General features: G+C 48.2%; 20 protein-coding genes. 9 read left to right on the forward strand and 11 right to left on the reverse strand.

What is annotated here, in order from left to right:
- Positions 1 to 105: 105 nt before the first annotated feature.
- The gene (locus tag AB3Y96_RS04745; protein ID WP_367298603.1) at positions 106 to 264 is read left to right on the forward strand and encodes a YqaE/Pmp3 family membrane protein; all 159 of its coding nucleotides are present in this window, start codon (positions 106 to 108) and stop codon (positions 262 to 264) included.
- A gap of 57 nt (positions 265 to 321) precedes the next feature.
- Here the strand turns inward: AB3Y96_RS04745 and hemL are convergent, their stop codons facing one another.
- A complete protein-coding gene (gene hemL, locus AB3Y96_RS04750; protein WP_072309019.1) occupies positions 322 to 1,608 on the reverse strand; it encodes a glutamate-1-semialdehyde 2,1-aminomutase in 1,287 nt (428 codons plus the stop codon).
- Between the two features lie 249 nt (positions 1,609 to 1,857).
- Between hemL and clcA the strand changes: the two genes are divergently transcribed.
- Positions 1,858 to 3,306, forward strand: a complete 1,449-nt coding sequence (gene clcA, locus AB3Y96_RS04755; RefSeq protein WP_367298604.1) for a H(+)/Cl(-) exchange transporter ClcA — start codon at positions 1,858 to 1,860, stop codon at positions 3,304 to 3,306.
- Positions 3,307 to 3,430: 124 nt separating this feature from the next.
- Positions 3,431 to 3,775, forward strand: coding sequence for an iron-sulfur cluster insertion protein ErpA (gene erpA, locus AB3Y96_RS04760; RefSeq protein WP_025800446.1), 345 nt, complete (start codon positions 3,431 to 3,433; stop codon positions 3,773 to 3,775).
- 54 nt (positions 3,776 to 3,829) lie between these two features.
- Here erpA and yjdN read toward each other — a convergent pair whose 3' ends face one another.
- The gene (gene yjdN, locus AB3Y96_RS04765; protein ID WP_072309017.1) at positions 3,830 to 4,258 is read right to left on the reverse strand and encodes a VOC family metalloprotein YjdN; all 429 of its coding nucleotides are present in this window, start codon (positions 4,256 to 4,258) and stop codon (positions 3,830 to 3,832) included.
- 566 nt (positions 4,259 to 4,824) lie between these two features.
- Here yjdN and AB3Y96_RS04770 point away from each other — a divergent pair.
- Both AB3Y96_RS04770 and AB3Y96_RS04775 read left to right on the forward strand, forming a co-directional pair.
- Positions 4,825 to 6,114, forward strand: a complete 1,290-nt coding sequence (locus tag AB3Y96_RS04770) for a PTS ascorbate transporter subunit IIC (protein ID WP_367298605.1) — start codon at positions 4,825 to 4,827, stop codon at positions 6,112 to 6,114.
- A gap of 63 nt (positions 6,115 to 6,177) precedes the next feature.
- Positions 6,178 to 6,501 (forward strand): cupin domain-containing protein, encoded by a 324-nt coding sequence (locus AB3Y96_RS04775; protein WP_367298606.1) that lies wholly within the window; start codon positions 6,178 to 6,180, stop codon positions 6,499 to 6,501.
- Between the two features lie 71 nt (positions 6,502 to 6,572).
- On the opposite strand, the gene AB3Y96_RS04780 is transcribed toward AB3Y96_RS04775, so the two are convergent.
- The 3 genes from AB3Y96_RS04780 to mtnN form a co-directional block, all read right to left on the reverse strand.
- Positions 6,573 to 7,187: a TRIC cation channel family protein gene (locus tag AB3Y96_RS04780; RefSeq protein WP_072309014.1), complete on the reverse strand. Its 615-nt coding sequence runs from the start codon at positions 7,185 to 7,187 to the stop codon at positions 6,573 to 6,575.
- Positions 7,188 to 7,387: 200 nt separating this feature from the next.
- Positions 7,388 to 8,215, reverse strand: a complete 828-nt coding sequence (gene btuF, locus AB3Y96_RS04785) for a vitamin B12 ABC transporter substrate-binding protein BtuF (RefSeq protein WP_367298607.1) — start codon at positions 8,213 to 8,215, stop codon at positions 7,388 to 7,390.
- 20 nt (positions 8,216 to 8,235) lie between these two features.
- Entirely contained in the window at positions 8,236 to 8,937 is a 702-nt protein-coding gene (gene mtnN, locus AB3Y96_RS04790) for a 5'-methylthioadenosine/S-adenosylhomocysteine nucleosidase (protein WP_072309012.1), read from the reverse strand.
- A 231-nt stretch (positions 8,938 to 9,168) separates the two neighbouring features.
- On the opposite strand from mtnN, the gene dgt reads away from it, so the two are divergent.
- The 4 genes from dgt (at position 9,169) to AB3Y96_RS04810 (ending at position 13,252) form a co-directional block, all read left to right on the forward strand.
- On the forward strand, positions 9,169 to 10,677 hold the full coding sequence (dgt, locus tag AB3Y96_RS04795; RefSeq protein ID WP_367298608.1) for a dGTPase: 1,509 nt from the start codon (positions 9,169 to 9,171) through the stop codon (positions 10,675 to 10,677).
- A gap of 259 nt (positions 10,678 to 10,936) precedes the next feature.
- Positions 10,937 to 12,364: a serine endoprotease DegP gene (gene degP / locus AB3Y96_RS04800; RefSeq protein ID WP_072309010.1), complete on the forward strand. Its 1,428-nt coding sequence runs from the start codon at positions 10,937 to 10,939 to the stop codon at positions 12,362 to 12,364.
- A 265-nt stretch (positions 12,365 to 12,629) separates the two neighbouring features.
- Positions 12,630 to 12,914 carry a damage-inducible protein J gene (locus AB3Y96_RS04805; RefSeq protein WP_072309009.1) on the forward strand — a complete coding sequence of 95 codons (285 nt, stop codon included), beginning with the start codon at positions 12,630 to 12,632 and terminating at the stop codon, positions 12,912 to 12,914.
- On the forward strand, positions 12,911 to 13,252 hold the full coding sequence (locus AB3Y96_RS04810) for a type II toxin-antitoxin system RelE/ParE family toxin (RefSeq protein WP_367298609.1): 342 nt from the start codon (positions 12,911 to 12,913) through the stop codon (positions 13,250 to 13,252). The genes AB3Y96_RS04805 and AB3Y96_RS04810 overlap by 4 nt, the downstream gene beginning before the upstream one ends.
- Positions 13,253 to 13,279: 27 nt before the next feature.
- Here AB3Y96_RS04810 and emrB read toward each other — a convergent pair whose 3' ends face one another.
- The 6 genes from emrB to AB3Y96_RS04840 form a co-directional block, all read right to left on the reverse strand.
- A complete protein-coding gene (emrB, locus tag AB3Y96_RS04815) occupies positions 13,280 to 14,815 on the reverse strand; it encodes a multidrug efflux MFS transporter permease subunit EmrB (protein ID WP_040046772.1) in 1,536 nt (511 codons plus the stop codon).
- Positions 14,816 to 14,832: 17 nt separating this feature from the next.
- Positions 14,833 to 16,008, reverse strand: a complete 1,176-nt coding sequence (gene emrA, locus AB3Y96_RS04820) for a multidrug efflux MFS transporter periplasmic adaptor subunit EmrA (protein ID WP_367298610.1) — start codon at positions 16,006 to 16,008, stop codon at positions 14,833 to 14,835.
- A 24-nt stretch (positions 16,009 to 16,032) separates the two neighbouring features.
- A complete protein-coding gene (locus tag AB3Y96_RS04825; RefSeq protein WP_072309006.1) occupies positions 16,033 to 17,490 on the reverse strand; it encodes an efflux transporter outer membrane subunit in 1,458 nt (485 codons plus the stop codon).
- 32 nt (positions 17,491 to 17,522) lie between these two features.
- Positions 17,523 to 18,041, reverse strand: coding sequence for a transcriptional repressor MprA (mprA, locus tag AB3Y96_RS04830; RefSeq protein ID WP_046458672.1), 519 nt, complete (start codon positions 18,039 to 18,041; stop codon positions 17,523 to 17,525).
- Between the two features lie 156 nt (positions 18,042 to 18,197).
- Positions 18,198 to 18,539: an L-valine transporter subunit YgaH gene (gene ygaH, locus AB3Y96_RS04835; RefSeq protein ID WP_072309034.1), complete on the reverse strand. Its 342-nt coding sequence runs from the start codon at positions 18,537 to 18,539 to the stop codon at positions 18,198 to 18,200.
- 25 nt (positions 18,540 to 18,564) lie between these two features.
- Positions 18,565 to 19,323 carry an AzlC family ABC transporter permease gene (locus AB3Y96_RS04840; RefSeq protein ID WP_072309005.1) on the reverse strand — a complete coding sequence of 253 codons (759 nt, stop codon included), beginning with the start codon at positions 19,321 to 19,323 and terminating at the stop codon, positions 18,565 to 18,567.
- Positions 19,324 to 19,497: the final 174 nt, after the last annotated feature.

Raw genomic sequence — 19,497 nt, forward strand, 5'->3', positions numbered from 1 at the left:
GTCTAATTATCTGAGTTTTTACCAAGTTGTGGATGGCGGTCTATGCTTAATGTTGTGTCTCATCAAGATGATGGGAATTCATTAACACAATTTAAGGAGAGTGAGATGGGATTTTGGCGAATTGTTTTCACCATTATATTGCCACCGCTAGGGGTGTTGTTAGACAAAGGGGTTGGTGGTGCTTTTCTGCTAAATATTATCTTAACGCTGCTAGGGTATATTCCGGGGCTTATCCATGCGTTCTGGATCCAAACACGTGATTAAAATGAACGATATTTAGTGAAAACCGTACGCCGCACCGCGGCGTACGTGGGATAAAACCTACTTCTTCATCTTCACAAAACAACGACGCGCAGCGTCGATGGTCTTCTGAATATCTTCCTGAGAATGCGCCAGCGACATAAAGCCCGCTTCAAACGCTGAAGGAGCGAAGTACACGCCTTCTTGCAGCATCAAATGGAAGAACTGTTTGAAACGTTCCACGTCGCAGCGCGTCACATCCTGGTAGCAGGTAACGGTTTCCTGATCGGTGAAGAAGATCCCGAACATGCCGCCCACGTGATTCACTACCAGTGGAATACCTTCTTTCTGCGCAGCATCTAACAGGCCGGAAGCGAGGTTGTCGGTCAGTTCGGTTAGCTGTGGGTAGATGCCCGGCTGAGAGATCTCGTTGAGGCAGGCGAAGCCCGCGGCCATCGCGACAGGGTTACCTGATAGCGTACCGGCTTGATAAACGGGACCGGTGGGTGCCAGTGCTTCCATCACATCACGGCGACCGCCGAATGCGCCAACGGGCATGCCGCCGCCGATGATTTTGCCTAAGCAGGTTAAGTCCGGTGTCACGCCGTAGTAATCCTGTGCGCCAGCCAGCGCAACGCGGAAGCCTGTCATCACTTCATCAATAATCAGCAACGCACCGTATTGGTCGCACAGCTCACGTAAACCTGGCAGGAATTCAGGCTGCGGAGGAATGCAGTTCATGTTTCCCGCTACCGGTTCAACGATGATACAGGCGATATCGTCAGGGTATTGTTTGAACGCCTGTAAAACGGACTCAATATCGTTATAGGTGCAGGTCAGCGTATGTTTAGCAAAGTCAGCCGGAACGCCCGGAGAGTTTGGTTGGCCTAGGGTGAGGGCACCCGAGCCAGCTTTCACCAGCAGGTGATCGGCGTGGCCATGGTAGCAACCTTCGAACTTGATGATCTTATCGCGCCCTGTGAAGCCACGAGCAAGGCGGATGGCGCTCATGGTTGCTTCTGTACCCGAGTTCACCATGCGCACCATGTCCATGCTTGGCACCAGCGTGGTGACCAGTTCGGCCATTTTTACTTCCATTTCGGTTGGTGCACCAAAACTCAAACCACGTCCAACGGCCTCTAGCACGGCTTCGCGAATCGCTGGATGATTATGGCCGAGAACCATTGGTCCCCATGAGCCAACGTAATCAATGTAGGCTTTGCCATCGGCATCGTACAGGTAAGCGCCATCTGCGCGCTCAATAAATAAAGGCACACCACCAACGCCGGTGAAGGCGCGAACCGGGGAGTTAACGCCACCCGGAATTAGCTCTTTTGCCTGAGCGTACAGACTTTCAGACTTACTCATAAATCGGCTCCTGACCTGTGCTGAATGTAAAAAGTCGCTTCTATTCTAAAGAAGTCGTCACTGAGATGAAATGAAGAAAAACGTCAGGTTGGCGTTGAACATAATTCAATCTCCACAACGTGGATCTAAACGCTATCCTTATGGAGTAGCAATCTCTCACTCACAAAGGGGACTTAGCGACGTTTGCCATGTAGAATAACGCTTCTTTTATTTGTATTACTTATCAACCACACCTTTAGTTGACTGATTATGACACAGAAAGAACAACAAACTTCTCTGCCGTCTGCCACGCGTTTGCGTCGTAGTGACGTGATGCTGCAAATTTTACGCCGCGATAAAACTCCAGTGGCCATCTTATTAATGGCCGCGGTGGTCGGGACTCTTGCGGGTCTTATCGGCGTAGCGTTTGAAAAAAGCGTCGATTGGGTGCAGCAGCAGCGATTGGGTGGATTGGCCCACGTAGCTGATTATTGGATTATTGTTTGGCCGATGGCGTTTATTGGCTCCGCGCTGTTAGCGATGTTTGGCTATTATATGGTCCGCCGTTTTGCCCCAGAGGCAGGCGGTTCCGGCATTCCCGAAATTGAAGGGGCGCTAGAAAATTTACGTCCGGTACGCTGGTGGCGAGTGATCCCTGTGAAGTTTTTCGGTGGTTTGGGAACGCTTGGCGCTGGCATGGTGTTAGGACGCGAAGGACCCACCGTGCAGATGGGGGGGAACCTTGGCCAAATGGTATATGACCTGTTTCGCGCTCGCAGCACGGAGGCGCGCCATAGCCTTCTGGCAACCGGTGCGGCTGCGGGGTTAACCGCCGCGTTTAATGCGCCGCTGGCGGGCATCTTATTTGTGATTGAGGAGATGCGCCCGCAGTTTCGCTATAGCCTGATTTCAATCAAAGCGGTCTTTATTGGCGTTATTATGTCCTGCGTGGTGTTCCGTTTTTTCAACGGCGAACGCACGGTCATTGAAGTGGGTAAGTTGGGCAACGTTGGCATTAATACTCTGTGGCTGTACCTGCTGCTCGGCATGATTTTTGGCGTGGTCGGGGTAATGTTTAACCGTGGCGTATTACGTGTTCAGGATATGTTCCAGCGGTTACACGGTGGCGATTGGCGCAAACTGGTGCTGATTGGCGGCGTTCTAGGCGGGCTGTGCGGCGTGCTAGGACTGATTCAGCAAGAGGCTGCGGGCGGTGGTTTTAATCTCATCCCAATTGCTGCTGCTGGGAATTACACGATGGGCATGTTGCTGTTTATCTTTATTGCCCGCGTAGTCACTACGTTACTGTGCTTTGGTTCCGGTGCGCCAGGCGGCATTTTTGCGCCTATGCTGGCTTTGGGAACGTTGCTGGGAACGGCATTTGGGATGGCAAGTGCACATCTGTTTCCACAATACGGCATTGAGGCTGGCACGTTCGCCATTGCCGGAATGGGGGCCCTATTTGCCGCCACCGTTAGGGCTCCGCTCACCGGAATCGTGCTGGTTTTAGAAATGACCGATAACTATCAGCTCATTTTACCGATGATCATTACCTGTCTTGGCGCTACACTATTAGCCCAGTTTTTAGGTGGAAAACCGCTGTACTCTTGCATCTTAGAAAGAACGCTCAAGCGTCAGGAGCTGGCACAAAAGCAGGCTCAAGAACAAGCAGCTCAGCAAGAAGCGGAAAAGGCATCGTTACCGACGAGCAATACTTGAACGAATTAGTCAGGTATTAGATAATGACCGCATAAATCAACATGGATTTCTGACGATACCTGCATGTACGTGTCTCCATGTTGTGTAGAAACATTCTGTGAAAAGCAGAGTTTGGGAGTGAGAAATGAGTGAAGATATGGCTCTGCCGTTGCAGTTTACCGAAGCTGCAGCTAATAAAGTTAAAGTACTGATCGCAGACGAAGAAAACCCGGATCTGAAACTGCGCGTCTATATCACCGGTGGAGGCTGTAGCGGCTTCCAGTATGGTTTTACCTTTGACGATAAGGTAAACGACGGTGACATGACCATTGAGAAGCAGGGCGTTATGCTGGTAGTCGATCCAATGAGCCTGCAATATCTGGTTGGTGGTTCAGTCGATTATACCGAAGGTTTGGAAGGTTCTCGTTTCATCGTAACTAACCCGAACGCGAAATCGACCTGCGGCTGCGGCTCCTCTTTCAGTGTTTAACTGTTAGTAAATAAAGCCCGTGTCTATCGCGGGCTTTTTGTTTTTAACAACCCACTACCCCATGGCCTTTTCTACGTTCACCATCCAAGGGATCCCGAACTTATCGGTTAGCATCCCAAATCCTAAAGCCCAAAAGGTTTCCTGAAAAGGCATCGTCACCGTTGCCCCTTCCGATAGTCGCTCAAACCAAATTTTCCCCTGTGTTAAGTCATTCGAGTGCAGGCTAACGGCATAGCCGCCGTGCTTTTTCTCTTCCTCACACATGTTGCCATCGCTCAGCATAAGCAAACTATCTCCGATTTTAAGCGAAGCATGCATAATTTTATCGGTAGGGAACGGTGGCGTGGTTGCGCATTGAGCATCATCGACAGGAGCGTCACCAAAGCGCATTTTGAATAAAACTTCGGCGTCTAGCGCCTGAGCATAGAACGCAATTGCCTCTTCAGCGTTCCCGTCAAAGAAAAGATAAGTACTTAATTGCATAGATATATTCCTCGGTAGCGTTTTGGATTACCGAGTGCTCATGATCTTAGCGCTTCGTACCTGAGCGTTAGGATCTGCTGTAAGAGAAATTATATGCTGAAAGTAATCCGCAACAGAAAGTGTAGTCAAAGACAGGCCGTATTTATTGCCGCCGCGCTGCTTTACGGGTGATCATCATCAAACGTCTTTTAATTTCGTTTCATAATTTTTGAAATACAGGTTTAGTTATCGGTGTCACAAAAATATTGCTCCTTTTTGGTAGAATGTTTCTCTACTTGAAATGCCGGTTCATTTTTATGGGGATAATGGGGCGAAGCATGAGTCAATAAACCTACTTACTCAGATGTCTTTTTACATTTGGTGTTAGATATATTAGCCAAAATTATAAATTTTATGCCATGTGAAATGGTTGGGGATTATTTAATTAAATAACAGTAGAGAGTATTTAACTATTTTTCTACGGAATAAATTAATACGCCTAATAACAAATTTTATTTATAAAAAGAATGCGGCTCATTAAATTAGCTATTTGATGAGGGGATGAGTGTTGCCGTTTCTTGCTGGACATGATTTTTAAACTTAATATAAAAATAAGGTTTCTCATGGACTATTTATTAAAGGTTTTTGGAACACCATCGATCATCATAGCTTTTATTGCTTTCTGCGGACTTTGCCTGCAAAAGGCAAAGTTAACCACGATTATAAAAGGGACCGTATTAGCCTTTTTAGGCTTTGTGCTGATTAAAACCGGAGGCGGAATACTGGGTGGCGTATTGACCATGTTCAGCGACCTGTTTACTCACGCATTTGGCTTGAGGGGCGTGGTTCCCAGTAACGAAGCGATTATGGCGCTGACTATTGACCGACTAGGTCGGCCTGCGGCAATTATTCTATTTTTTGCCATGATAATTAATATACTGCTTGCGCGATATACACGATTTAAATCTATCTATCTGTCATTGCATCTTATTGTCTTTATGGCTTTTTCAGTGACAGCAGCACTGGTGGGTTTAGGCTATAGCGAGCTATTTTCCATCGTCTTTGGCTCAGTTGTTATTGGCGTCTATATGGCCGTGTTTCCAACAATTTTGTCCCGGTTTAGTCGAAAAATTATCGGTCATAATGATTATTGTATCGCTCACGCAGCATCCAGTTCTTATCTTATCGCTTCTTTCTTAGGTAAATGGTTTGGCAACACCTCTGTTAACGTCGAACACGTTAACGTCAGCGATAAATTCAGCTTTTTGAAAAACTCAGACGTAGCAACGTTCCTCACCATGTTCTGCCTTCTTGGTGTCTCCTCTTTATTCTCCAGCAATGAATATTTGGTTAGCATTATGGAGAAGAAACCTTATCTTGTTTGGCTGTTGGAAAAATCGGCGGTGTTTGCCGGTGGTCTATTTATTGCTAAAAAAGGCGTGGTGTTATTTGCCGAGGAGATTGTTCCCGCATTTAAAGGTATTTCCCAAACTATTGCTCCCGGATCAATTCCGGCTGTTGATCCCATGGTTCTTTTTGATAAGTCGCCTAACGCGGTATTGATTGGTTTTTTAGTGAGTTTCTTTGCTGAACTTTGCTGTATTGCGATTTTCCCATCGCTTGGCTTACCGATTATTGTGCCGGGAATTCTCGCCAGCTTTACCTGCGGTGGTACCGCAGCCATCTTTGGTAATGCCACCGGTGGCTTAAGAGGTGCAATCATCGCAAGCTTCGTTAACGGCTTATTATTGTGTTTTCTTCCCGCGCTGGTTTTGCCGTTATTCAGCTATTTAGGTGCCACTGGCGTGACCTTCGCCGATCCTGATTTCACTATCTTATCCGCTTTTATTAAATACACGTTTGGCCTTGCGCACTAAGAAAACGTTGCTTTAACTATGGCGAATATATTAACGAAGAGCCTATATCGAAAGGAATAAACCATGTTTTTCTTTTACCAAAATATTGCAGTTGAACCCGCCGGTGAAGGCGTTACCCGAAAGGTTCTCGCGCATGGTGGCAGTATGATGATGGTGGAGGTTTGCTTCCAAGCAGCGGCGATTGGCCCATTGCACAATCATCCACATGAACAGAGTACCTACGTAAAATCAGGCGTTTTCGATTTTACGATTGGTGACGAAACGCATCGGGTGAGTGCGGGCGACACGCTCTATAAAAAGCCAAATGTTACGCATGGCTGTGTATGCATCGAGGCGGGGACGTTAGTTGATGTGTTTACACCGCAGAGGCAGGACTTTATTTCATAATGCTTGAAGATAAATAGATTCAAGATGGTGCATTGGTAGGAGCGGCTAAGTACCGCTCCTAGAAGGATCTGTTAACTGTCCAGAGTAAACGTGGGCAGTTTCAAATGCCAACGAATAGCGGCAAGGCGAATGGCTAGCGTCACGAACATGCCTAGCATCATCGCGTTCTGTAGAGCCATTCCGAAGGTTGCATAAGCGGTTACGTGGACAATACCGCCAATAATACAGGCCGTTGCATAAATTTCAGTGCGCAGGATCATCGGGATTTCGCGCGCGAGAACATCGCGGATCATGCCACCGCCCACGCCGGTAATCACCCCCATACAAACGGCGATAAGCGGGCCTGCGCCACCGGCAAATGCTTTGTTAACGCCGATACCCACAAATACCGCTAAACCAACCGCATCCAGTACTGGCAGGACCCAGCTTGGTAAGCGACGTGGTTGCCGTACCAGCACAATGGTTGCCAGACAGGTAACCATTGCCACAACGAGATCGGTAGGATCCTTGACCCAAAAAACAGGGCCGTGGTCGAGTGCCATATCACGAATAGTTCCGCCACCAACGGCGGTAACAACGCCTAAAACCAGTACGCCAAATGGGTCCATTCTCAGTTTACCTGCTAATAAAACGCCTGAGATGGCAAATACCGCGGTGCCTAAAATATCCAGCCAATATACCAGCATGGTTGGTTCCCCTGTCTGTTCCTCTGCAATGTATGACAACTGTCAAATACGAGAGTGAGTGATTATGTAATTAAATTATTGTTTTAATTGATTATTTTATTTCTTATGATGCAATAAGATACATTGAATTTTGAACACTTTCTATGGCGGGATACAGAATTAAACACTTTTCTTCACTGGTTAAAGAAAAGTGTTTTTAGCTATTGTGCCGTTTTAGGCGTGAGATTATCTAACTGCTCGCAAAGAGATTGAGCTGCCAGAATAATGCGCGGGCCGCTGCGGTTTAGCCAGTCTTCGTTGATGGCGATAACGGGAACGTTTAACTGTGGTTGCCAAAACCGTTTCACCGTTTCGACTTGCTCTTGCGAACCACTGACTACAATCACCTGTGGTTTACGGACAATGACTTGCTCGCGACTCACCTGAGGCCAAGGCACTGGGCTGTCAGCAAAAATGTTTGTCGCGCCGCACAGCGACAACAAATCGCTCTGGATGGTGGCTTTAGAGGTCGTGAAAAGTGGCTGGGTGCCAAACTGCATTAGTACGCGAGTTGCCGTTGGGCGTTGATACTTCTCACGTAGCATTTTCACCTCGTCACGAAAATGGTTTGCTGCATCGTGAGCAACTTTCGGCGTTGGGCTATAAGAGGCTAAGCGATCGAGATCGTCAGCGATCCCATCAATGCTCTTAGGATCGGAATAAAAGATGGGAATATTGAATCCGGCCAGCTGATCGAGCACGCGCTGAGGATTACCTCCGCGCCACGCCAGAATTAAATCAGGCTTCAGCGCGAGAATACGTTCAAGGTTTATTCCCTGCCATGAGGCCACTTTTTCGAGTTTTTCCGCAGCTGGCGGATAATTAGAATAAGCGCTGGCCGCAACCATCTTATCGCCCAGTCCGGCGGCGTACGCCATTTCGGTGGTATGTGGTGAGAGGCTAATGACGCGGTCTGCCGCAGAGAGCGGCAGACACAGCAGCAGCCAAAGAGCGCCTAACAGGCGTGAGACAGGCTGTTTCAGTTTCATTTTTGGGGTCTCATAATGTCTTAAGCCTGTTTAGCGAATTCCTGCAGCATCGCTTCGACCATCAGTGACGACTGTTGAGCGGCAACCACTAAGAACTCATCAAAGCTCAGGTGCGATTCTTTATCCGCCACGTCAGAGATAGCGCGCACAACCACAAACGGCGTGTTAAATGCGTGGCAAACATGGGCAACCGCTGCTGCTTCCATCTCAACCGCAGCAACGTTTGGGAAGGTTGCACGAATGCGAGCCAGCGGCTCTGCGCCGTTAATGAAAGCATCGCCGCTGCAAACTAAGCCGCGAACCGCATTCAGATTCAGCGCAGCGATGCAGCGCTCTGCCAGCGCAATCAGGTTGGCGTCTGCGACAAATGCGGCAGGGCAACCAGCCATTTGCCCTGGCTCATAGCCAAAAGCAGTCACATCGGCATCGTGATAGCGAACTTCATCAGAAACGACAATATCGCCCACTTTCAGCGTGTTAGCCAAACCGCCAGCAGAACCCGTGTTTATCACCACGTCTGGGCGGCAGTGTTCCAGCAGCAAGGTGGTACCCATCGCGGCAGAGACTTTACCAATCCCCGATTTGAGCAAAGCGATTTCAACACCACCAAGGGTGCCGGTATAGATTTCACAGCCTGCACGCTGCAGCGTTTGACGATTTTCGATGCGATCGCGCAGCACAGCAACTTCTTGCTCCATTGCACCAATGATGCCTACTTTCATGATAATACCTGCAAAATTGTGAGTTAATGCTCGTTAAATATTCAAGCTTAAGCCATTCAAAGACCTGCCCTAGTCTATCATGAGGAGATAAAAAGTGCTTTTGGCTGTAAATGGGCCGCTAATGCAAGAGGGATGGCGAAAAAAGGATGAATTTTCAGTATATTACTGTTAGCGTATTCTTTTATTGGTTATTTTTTGTCTGTTGTTTGAGGGCTTGGAAAAGGATGCAGAATGGATATTAACCTAGGTGCTAAATTTTGCTATCAGCGGTTCTATAGCGCAGATTGCCAAGAACTCGACGATGGATATGAAATAGCACGACGTTTTGAAAGCGATCGTGGTCGTATTATCAATTCAGCTGCCATTCGCCGACTACAGCAGAAAACACAGGTCTTTCCTCTGGAACGCAACGCCGCCGTTCGGAGCCGCCTGACTCATTCGATGGAAGTGCAGCAGGTTGGACGGCATATTGCTAAAGAAGTGATCCATCATTTGAAAAGAACAGAGCGCATAAGCGAACTCGGTCTGGATCTGTATCTTGATTCCTTTGAAAGTATCGTTGAAATGGCGTGTCTGATGCATGACATCGGCAATCCACCGTTTGGCCACTTTGGCGAATCAGCGATTAACGATTGGTTTAGTCGACGATTAGGCGTAATTGCTGAAGGTCAGAAGTGTTCAGATGATGAATTACAGTGTCAGGTTGTTGCATTGCGTCGTGACATGGCTGATGCAGATCTGAATACTTTGCGCGCTAAAATTAGAATTGATCTCTGTAATTTTGAAGGTAATGCTCAGGCAATACGACTTATTCATACCTTATTGAGATTAAATTTAACCTACGCGCAAATTGCCTGTGTTTTTAAATATACCCGCCCAGCCTATTGGACCGGTGAGAAGCCGAAGCAATATAGTTATTTAATGAAAAAGCCCGGCTATTATTGGGCGGAAGAAAGTTTTATTCATACCTTACAAAAAAAAGTGAATATCCAGCAATACCACCGCTTTCCTCTGACTTATATAATGGAAGCAGCGGATGATATCTCCTATTGTGTTGCAGATTTAGAGGATGCGGTAGAAAAAAGCATTTTTACCGTAGAACAGCTTTATGACTACCTCAAAGTTGAATGGAACAAAAATGGAGACGGCGAACTCTTCGCCACGATTGTGGATGACGCATATTGCCGTATGCAAAAAGCGGGTCGCTCAGAAGCGTTCTTCATGTATTTGAGAGTTAATGTCATTAAAGTATTGGTGCCGCATGCCGCCGACCGTTTCTGTCGTCATCTTGAGTCAATTGTTGAAGGGGCATTTAATGAGCCGCTCATTGACGATGAAGGACAAGAAAATCGTCTGCTTGATGTGTTTAAAAATGTTGCGCGTAGCTATGTGTTTAATCATCACGAAGTTGAGCAGCTTGAGCTGCAGGGATATCGCGTTATCACTGGACTATTAGATATCTACAGTGGTTTGCTTGATATGCCAACAGACGACTTTGCTCAACTCGTTGAAGATAATAAACATAAAAAATTTCCTATTGAAACTCGGCTATTTCATAAGCTTTCGGGGAAGCACCTTGCCGCTTATCGTGAAGCCCTTAAACAGATTAAACATCTATCTAACGAGCAGCATGAGGTTCGAGAGTATTATCATCGGGCCCGTTTAATTCAAGACTATATCAGCGGTATGACCGATCTTTATGCATATGATGAATATCGACGCCTAATGGCAGCGGAATAATAAGGATGATGAATAAAGTCTAGTTTTGTAAAGGCTTGCCATAATTTTTTACGCTTCCTTGACTCATGTAAAGGGAACTTCATTGTTTTATTCGACTCTTAATATGCACAAATATCATGGCTTATTTGCCAGAGATTAGATTAGTTGGAACATATTGAAAATGCTCGAATCAGACCTACTTTATAGATAAGAGTATCTGGATAATGTTAAGTGTTCCCCCACATTATTTATCGTTGATAATACAAGAGAAAAAAGTTCTATGAAAAAATCTACTTTAGTATTGAGTGCAGTAGCATTGAGTTTGGGAATGGCGTTAAGCCCGATGTCAGCCAGTGCGGCTGAAACGGCGTCGGCTGCGACCAGCCAGCAGCTACCTAGTCTGGCACCCATGCTGGAGAAGGTGATGCCATCCGTTGTGAGCATCAATGTGGAAGGTAGTGCGACTGTGAATAACAACGCGCGTATGCCACAGCAATTCCAGCAATTCTTTGGTGATAATTCTCCTTTCTGTCAGGAAGGCTCGCCATTTAGCGGTTCACCGATGTGTCAGGGCGGCGGCGCCAATGGCCCTTCTAAAGAAAAATTCAAAGCCTTGGGTTCTGGCGTCATTATCGATGCAGCCAAAGGTTACGTTGCGACGAATAACCACGTCGTGGAAAACGCAGATTCCATCCAAGTTCAATTGAGCGATGGACGTAAGTATGACGCGAAAGTGATCGGCACCGATCCACGTACGGATATTGCCTTGATCCAGTTGAAAGACGCGAAAAACTTAACGGCGATTAAAATGGCCGATTCTGATGCATTGCGCGTGGGTGATTACACCGTGGCTATCGGTAACCCATATGGTCTGGGTGAAACCGTCACTTCAGGTATCGTTTCTGCGCTAGGACGTAGTGGCCTGAATGTTGAAAACTACGAAAACTTTATCCAGACAGATGCGGCCATTAACCGTGGTAACTCCGGTGGTGCGCTGGTGAATCTGAACGGTGAGCTGATTGGGATTAACACCGCGATCCTGGCACCGGACGGCGGTAATATAGGTATCGGCTTCGCTATCCCAAGCAACATGGTGAAAAACCTCACTGGTCAGATGGTCGAGTTTGGTCAGGTGAAACGTGGCGAATTGGGGATTATGGGCACCGAGCTGAACTCTGAATTGGCTAAGGCCATGAAGGTAGATGCACAGCGTGGCGCATTCATTAGCCAAGTATTGCCGAAATCTTCTGCGGCGAAAGCGGGCATTAAAGCCGGTGACGTTGTGGTCTCGCTGAACGGTAAAGCGATCTCCAGCTTCGCGTCGTTCCGTGCTGAGATCGGGACTATGCCGGTGGGCAGCAAGCTGAAACTGGGCCTGATCCGTGAAGGTAAACCAATCACGGTTGACGTGACCTTAGAGCAGAGTCAACAAAGCCAAGTCGCATCAAGCAATGTCTTTGCTGGCATTGAAGGCGCAGAGTTGAGCAACGTGACCACCGGTAACGTTAAAGGCGTTAAGGTTGATAACGTGCAAAAAGGTTCAACGGCGGCACGCGTTGGCTTACAGAAAGGCGACATTATTCTGGGCGTGAACCAGCAGCCGGTCGCCAACTTGGGCGAACTGCGCAAGATTATGGATTCCAAACCACCGGTTCTGGCGCTGAACATCCAACGTGGTGATAGCTCACTGTATTTGTTGATGCAGTAATCTTCTGTCGGCCATTTTTCGATGGCCAGTATATAAATGCTCACGCCCTGCGAGTTCATGCTCTCAGGGCATTTTTTATGAACGGAATTTGCGAGGAGTATTGCTGATTTGAATGCAATTAGACTGTAACTGGTGTCTGATGTTTTCTTCTTCTATCTGCCGCGCTATCTTGTAGTGAGCACAAAAGTGAGCTGGCTATTGTTTATTATCTGGTCATAATGACAACACAAATGACACCACAGATTTTAAATGAGAGCTGCACATAATGAGTACTATCCATTTTCGTATTGAAGAAGAAACCAAACGTCTTGCTATGCAGGCTGCGGAGCGCAAAAAGATGACTTTAACTGAGCTGGTGAGGGAACGAGTTGAAGAGTTGGCTGAGGAGGAACGTCAGTTCCAGTCCGCGCATGCGGATGCTGCGCTTGAAGTGCTTATCGAGCAGGCATTTAGTGATTATGATGGCGGAAAAATAGAGTTTATTTCTGATGAACAAATGAATTCAGAAATGGATCGACTAAAAACGTTGGCACGGCAGGGTAAACTGTGAGCTTCGTGACATGGGGAAATCAAGCGGTCGCTGACAGAGTCTCGATTTTCCAATTTTTAGCTCGAAGGGCTGGAGCTAGCGTCGCGATTACCACGGATGATCGTTTTGTCGCGTTGTCAGTACTCCTTGCTCAACATCCTAAGTCGGGTCATTCAATTAATGGCAATGCTAACCGGCGGAAGCTAGTTGTTCCCCGTTTTCCTTTTGTTATGGTTTATGCTTTGGAACTTGATGTGGTACGCCTATTGCGCGTCATCCATACCGCAAGGAAGGTTGCAGCTAGCTATAGCCAAACAAAAGCTATTAATTCAAATAAAAAGGCCCAAACCGAAGTCTGAGCCTTATCTTTAACGATACTTTACTAACTAGTGCGCGCCGCCACCGCCGCCGGCGGTTGAGAACGGTGGACGAGCAAACCAAATCAGCACCAGCAGGGCGAGGAATACGCCAGCTGAAATCCAAAATATCTCGTTGGCCGAAATAATCAGACCTTGCGCGGTAATCTCATTTGCCAAGTAGGCTGAAGCTTGCTTGCTGCTCATGCCCAGCTTTTCCAGTTCACTGTATGTCTGTTGCGCTATCGGATTATAGGGGTTCACCGATTCCGTTAGCTGTGAATGGTGCAGTGCTTCGCGGCGCGTCCACAGCGTAGTGGTAATCGACGTCCCGATTGAACCCGCCAACGTACGACAGAAGTTACTCAGGCTCGATGCCGCCGCCAAACGTTCTGGTGGAAGACCAGAAAGGCTGATGGTGGTCAATGGCATAAAGAAGCACGCCACGGCGAAGCCCTGAATAAACTGCGGCCACGCGGATGCGCCAAAGTCCATGCCGGGTTCGAAGGTATAAGCACGCCAGTAGAAACAAACCGCATACATAATGAAGCTGAAAGTCACTAGGCGGCGCATATCCAGTTTCGGCGCAAACTTACCAATAATTGGCGAAAGCAGAACCGGAATCAAACCGACAGGTGCAGATGCCAGACCGGCCCACGTTGCGGTATACCCATAGACCTCTTGCAGTAACTGAGGCAGCAAAACAATGGCGCCAAAGTAGAGCATATAGGCCAAGCTGATACACAGCACGCCGATGGTAAAGTTTCGCATCTTGAAGAGCGACAGATCGACGACCGGATGATCATCGGTGAGTTCCCAGACCAGCAAGAAGCACAGCGCTACCACGGCGACAACCGTCAGCACAATGATCTCGGTGGAGTTGAACCAATCGAGCTCTTTACCTTTATCCAGCATGACCTGCAGACAGCCCACGCCAAGCGCCAGAAGTACTAGCCCCACCGTGTCGATAGGTTTGATCTCGGTTTTGGTTTCTCGTCCTTTCAACGTAGACATCGCGACCAGCGCAACGGCAATCCCTAGAGGGACGTTGATAAAGAAGATCCAGCCCCAGTGATAGTTATCACTGATATAACCACCCAGAATCGGTCCACAAATCGGCGCGACGATTACGGTCATCGACCACATCGCCAACGCCATACTTCGCTTCGCTGGCGGATAGTTACTGAGCAAGAGACTTTGCGAAAGCGGGATCAGCGGGCCTGCGACGATCCCCTGCAAAACGCGGAAGAAGATCAGCATTTCCAGACTAGAGGAGATCCCACATAGCCAAGACGCGACGGCAAACAGGATCGTCGACCACAGGAATAAGCGAACTTCCCCGAAGCGTTTTGCTAGCCAGCCGGTGATCGGGATCGAGATGGCGTTTGCCACCCCGAATGATGTGATCACCCAGGTTCCCTGCGAGTTAGATGCACCCAGATTCCCGGAGATCGTAGGGATCGCCACGTTGGCGATCGTCGAGTCCAGAACCTGCATAAAGGTGGCCATTGCTAGCGCCACCGTCATCCATGCAAGCCGTGCGCCCTCAAGCGGTTTTTGTTGCACGTTAACCTCTGCCGTTTTTAGCTTGCGTTAGCCTGAATAATCTCGGCAATCACCTGATTCACCGGTTCCAGATTCAACGTCAGGACATTACTTTCGTATGCAGGCGTTTTACGTACGGTATTTGCCAGCACTACCCCGTCGGCATTCGCGGTATCCACCGTCACCAGCGTAGACAAACCGATACGTAACGGATGCTCTGCAATCTGTTTCGCATCAAGCTCAATACGCACAGGTAAACGCTGAACTACTTTGATCCAGTTACCGGTCGCGTTCTGCGCAGGTAGCAGAGAGAACGCGCTGCCAGTACCCATATCTAAACCGACGACTTTACCTTTATAAACCACGTCGTCACCGTACATATCGCTCACGACGGTAGCCGGTTGGCCAATACGCATACCGGCTAACTGGGTTTCTTTAAAGTTGGCATCAATCCACAGTTGGTTATCAGGAACAACCGCCATCAGCGGGGTACTTGGGGTGATTTGAGCGCCCACCTGAACACTACGGCGTGATACATAACCGGTGATAGGACTGCGAATCTGAGTACGTTCCAGCGCCAGCCATGCATCACGAACCTGCGCTGCAGCCTGTTGAATGGCTGGTTGTTTTTCTAGCGGCGTATTCAGAATCAACGCCTGATTGGCGTTGTACTGCTGAACGGCAACGTCCAATGCGGCTTTCGCACTTTCAACGGCGTCTTGCGCGTGTTGCAGTTCTTCACGGCCAATAGCGTTAACGCTGCCTAAAACTTGGCGACGTTTATAGTCATCGGTCGCTTTATTCAGCTCGGTTTTACGCAGCTGAATGTTGGCTTGATACTGCTTGCTATTAATAATCAGCTGGTGGGTTTGACGTACGCTGTTTGCCAGCGCGGTTTTAGCTTTCTCGAAGGCCTGCTCCGCATCGGTACGATCGAGCGTAACCAGAATATCACCGGCTTTAACCAGATCGGTTCCGTCGAAATAAACCTTGGTTACGCTGCCGGAAACCTGTGCACTGATCTGCACCTGATTACCGGTGACATACGCATCGTCAGTTTCCTGATGATGACGCAGAACGAGGAACCAATAAGCCAAATAGGCAATGCCAATAACAACAAAAATGATGGTCAAAATCGTGAGCCACGTTTTGCGCTGTCTCTTTTTGTTTGAAGGTTGCTGCTGAGTGGTTTGAGCTGCCACGCTTTCGCTCATGTGTATCTCCGCCTTACTAAAATATTATGCTTTTGAATTCACTGCTGGGGCTTGGTAGCCGCCGCCAAGTGAACGAATAAGATCAATTTTTGACTGCAACAGATTATTTTTGGCATTCAATTCTGCCTGTTGCTGTTGTAACAGCTGAGTTTCGCTGTTGAGCATAGGAAGACGTCCTGTCAGCCCGCTTTGGTACTGAGCCTGTGCAACACGGTAAACCTGCCCCGTAGACTGCGAAGCGCCCTGTGCCTGCTGATACATTTGGCTTGCGCTTTGTTGCTGGGTAATAGCATCAGCCGCATCTTGAACTGCACTAAGGATAGTCTGGTTATAAGATTCTACCGCCTGATCGTATAGCGCTGATTCTTCACCCAATTTGCTCTGTAGCGCACCCGCGTGGAAGATTGGCAACGAAATCGCTGGCGCTAAATTCCATGCCTTACTCGCGGCCTCAAGCAGAGTGGGGTTGGTGCCTTTAAAGTTGGCAGTGGTAAAACCGGCAAAACCACTGATGGATACGCTTGGATAGAAATCTTTGCGGGCCGCCTGAACGCTTTGTTCATACGATTCGACTAACTCTCGCTGAGCCGTGATATCTGGGCGTTGCCCCAACAGATTGATAGTTAACTCTGTGGGCGGTGTTAGCAGATTGCTATCCGGTAAGGCAACGCGCTGGAGGTTGGATTTTCCGGCGGCGCTTTTCCCTGTCAATGCGGCAATTTGGTGAGACAGCAAATCAATTTGCGTCTGAATTTGTGTCACGAGCTGGCGATTAATATCAACCTGTGCCTGCGACTGTTGCCATACTTCAATGCCGATGACGCCCGCGTTGTATTGCTGCTCATTGATTTCAGCCAATGCTTGATAGGATTGGATTTGCTGGTTGAGCAAATCCTGCATCGCATAGTCACTTTGCAACTGATAATACGCAGACGCAATAGCAGATGTCAGAGACAACGCCGTTTGCTGTTGTTCAGCTTGAGCGGCATTCACCTGAGCTTTTGCGGCATTCACCTGATTGCGATATTTCCCCCACCAGTCAAACTCATAGCTAAAGCTTAAGCCTAAGTTATTGGTGGTTTCATACAGCGGCTGTGGATTTGGCACGTTGGGCGCCAGCGGCTGGATTGTGTTCTTGGAGAAACGATCGCGGCGGCTGTTGGCGGTTAAATCCAAATTTGGGCCGTTGGCCGAGTTCGCCATACCTACCGCGTTCTCGGCTTCACGTACGCGTGCTGCCGCCTGCTTCAGCGTCGGCGCATTTTTCAGGGCGTCGGTCATCAACGCATTAAGCTGCGCGTCGTTGGCTGCCGTCCACCAGTTGATACTCACCGCTTTGGCGGCGTTCGTCGACGTCGATAACTGCAATTGCTGTGAGTTCAGCAGTGAAGACTGCGGTTCAATATTATTAGTTGATGCGCAGCCAGCCAGCAGAAGCATCGTAGCGAGCACAGTCATTTGCCTACGAATAGGGAATTGCATGGTTAATACCTGACGATTGAGTTGGCGCGCGATTACTGCGTTAGGCCAGATTGTTCCATTTCTTCGATACGACCCAGCAGCTTGCGCGTTAAGGTTTCGAGCTGTTGTTGCTCGTCCGCACTCAGAGTAGACCATAAGAAATGCAGGCATTTATGCTGCGGAGGAATAATTTCCCCGAGGAACGCCTCACCGGCTTCGGTTAGGTGTAAATGCAGGCAACGGCGGTCGCTGTCGCTTTCTTTACGTTCGATCCAACCGCGTTTTTCTAACTCATCGGCAATGCGGGTGGCATTGGTGCGTGATGAGCCTAACGCCGCGCTCAGTTCAGATGGCTGAATACTTTTGCTCTCTTGTGCATCCAGCGTGATCAGAGCCATGAACAGTGTTTCGTTAATCCCTTGTTCTTTTAGCATTTTGTTGCGATTTTCCAACAATTTGCTTTGCATGTGCATGCACAAACGCGTCAGTAAAATTTCTTGATAAGGGAAGTCCTTCTGACGGAGCGCGCGTTGCTTCAGCATTTCCTCAATATGAGCTATAGAACTTGACATGGGTGTAACCTCATTAGTTTCAGGCGGTATAGTAACTACAGGGATTAATAATGTAAATAATCTAACACATAAATAATTAGCAATAATTGTTATTAATTGCTGTTAGAAACATTATCCATAAAAATAGTTTGACGGGTTAATATCATTCAGTCGAAATCAGGTGAACATCATCATCATCTTAAAAACCAGCCCAAAGGTCACAGCGCCGGATAACGTTGACATAATGATGCTTTGCGAGCGGTAGAAGCACAGTGCGAGAGCAAGGAAACCACACAGGGTGGGGATCAGGCGTTCATGCTGGGCTAAGATCTCTGGCGTGCTGGAAACCACCAACAACGCACAAATTGAGGCGATGCCAATATTGTCTAACAGAAGGGTGACAATACCTTGCTTAGCCGTATCGCTTTTACGTGCGCGGCCTAGTCGAAGCGGCAAATAACGAAAAAGGAAGTTCGCCGCCCCCACAACTAAGCTGATGGTGATTACCGTCGAGTCCATGGCGAGGCTGCTGAAGGAGAAATGACTAATCATCGCAAACCTCTGGGATGGGTTGTGGTTTAGGACTCAACAATGAGGCAATGCAACCCGCTGCGATACCGGCCAAAATAGAAGCAGGGATCGAGAAAATAAGCAGCGCGGCCAAAGACGCTGCGATGGATGCAACTACCGTAAAGCTTTGCTGGCGCTTAAAGGAGGCTAACAGGAAGCTCAAAAAGAGCGCGGGCAGCATAAAGGTGAGGGACGCTTCAATGGCCGGATAGGCCTTCAGGGGACCATTGCCGAAAACAGCACCTACGGCGGTGCCGATCACCCAAGAAAGCCACGAGCAAAGCGCAATGCCAATCATCCAGTTTTCGCTCCACTGGCGATTATCACGCATCAGTTTGCTGGTTGCGGCGGCAAACACCTCATCAGTTAGGCCAAATGCCCACAGTGCGGTTTTCCCCGGACTCATTCGGGTAACAATACGATGACGTAGCGACGGGCCATACAGGATATGACGAATATCCATCGCCATCACGGTGAGTGCTGAAACCCATAGAGACATCCCCGCGCTGAGCAATGCGGTGATCACAAATTGGCTGGCACCTGCATAGATGACGCTGGAAAAGAAAATGCTCTCGAGCGGAGAGAACCCGAGTTTTACTGCGGTTAAACCGAAAGCAAAGGCGACGGGAAAGTAACCAATCACAATAGGCAGACTATCCACTACGCCTTCTTTAAATGTTGACGGCGTTGCAACAGGCTCTGCGGCTTGTTCAACAGAAGTATGAGTTTGCATTTTTGAGTCGTTATTTGATTGGATTAGAGACACTACAAGCGTATGAATCGTTAAGGTGATCACATTATCAGACTGTATACATGCATGATAGTCCCGCAGATAATTAAAATAAAAAATAACTATTCGCAGGCTAATTTATGCGCATTGTATATATGTTATTTAAAATGCATAGCA

This window comes from Hafnia alvei (genome assembly GCF_964063325.1).
Classification (GTDB): domain Bacteria; phylum Pseudomonadota; class Gammaproteobacteria; order Enterobacterales; family Enterobacteriaceae; genus Hafnia; species Hafnia alvei_B.

Excerpts from the sequence above, each read along its gene's own strand:
- AB3Y96_RS04745 (WP_367298603.1), top strand. The coding sequence starts at position 106 with ATGGGATTTTGGCGAATTGTTTTCACCATTATATTGCCACCGCTAGGG.
- mprA (WP_046458672.1), bottom strand. The coding sequence starts at position 18,041 with ATGTCAAGTTCTATAGCTCATATTGAGGAAATGCTGAAGCAACGCGCG.
- hemL (WP_072309019.1), bottom strand. The coding sequence starts at position 1,608 with ATGAGTAAGTCTGAAAGTCTGTACGCTCAGGCAAAAGAGCTAATTCCG.
- clcA (WP_367298604.1), top strand. The coding sequence starts at position 1,858 with ATGACACAGAAAGAACAACAAACTTCTCTGCCGTCTGCCACGCGTTTG.
- degP (WP_072309010.1), top strand. The coding sequence starts at position 10,937 with ATGAAAAAATCTACTTTAGTATTGAGTGCAGTAGCATTGAGTTTGGGA.
- AB3Y96_RS04840 (WP_072309005.1), bottom strand. The coding sequence starts at position 19,323 with ATGCAAACTCATACTTCTGTTGAACAAGCCGCAGAGCCTGTTGCAACG.
- mtnN (WP_072309012.1), bottom strand. The coding sequence starts at position 8,937 with ATGAAAGTAGGCATCATTGGTGCAATGGAGCAAGAAGTTGCTGTGCTG.
- ygaH (WP_072309034.1), bottom strand. The coding sequence starts at position 18,539 with ATGGACTCGACGGTAATCACCATCAGCTTAGTTGTGGGGGCGGCGAAC.
- erpA (WP_025800446.1), top strand. The coding sequence starts at position 3,431 with ATGAGTGAAGATATGGCTCTGCCGTTGCAGTTTACCGAAGCTGCAGCT.
- AB3Y96_RS04770 (WP_367298605.1), top strand. The coding sequence starts at position 4,825 with ATGATTTTTAAACTTAATATAAAAATAAGGTTTCTCATGGACTATTTA.
- dgt (WP_367298608.1), top strand. The coding sequence starts at position 9,169 with ATGGATATTAACCTAGGTGCTAAATTTTGCTATCAGCGGTTCTATAGC.
- AB3Y96_RS04780 (WP_072309014.1), bottom strand. The coding sequence starts at position 7,187 with ATGCTGGTATATTGGCTGGATATTTTAGGCACCGCGGTATTTGCCATC.
- AB3Y96_RS04775 (WP_367298606.1), top strand. The coding sequence starts at position 6,178 with ATGTTTTTCTTTTACCAAAATATTGCAGTTGAACCCGCCGGTGAAGGC.
- emrA (WP_367298610.1), bottom strand. The coding sequence starts at position 16,008 with ATGAGCGAAAGCGTGGCAGCTCAAACCACTCAGCAGCAACCTTCAAAC.
- btuF (WP_367298607.1), bottom strand. The coding sequence starts at position 8,215 with ATGAAACTGAAACAGCCTGTCTCACGCCTGTTAGGCGCTCTTTGGCTG.
- yjdN (WP_072309017.1), bottom strand. The coding sequence starts at position 4,258 with ATGCAATTAAGTACTTATCTTTTCTTTGACGGGAACGCTGAAGAGGCA.
- AB3Y96_RS04805 (WP_072309009.1), top strand. The coding sequence starts at position 12,630 with ATGAGTACTATCCATTTTCGTATTGAAGAAGAAACCAAACGTCTTGCT.
- AB3Y96_RS04825 (WP_072309006.1), bottom strand. The coding sequence starts at position 17,490 with ATGCAATTCCCTATTCGTAGGCAAATGACTGTGCTCGCTACGATGCTT.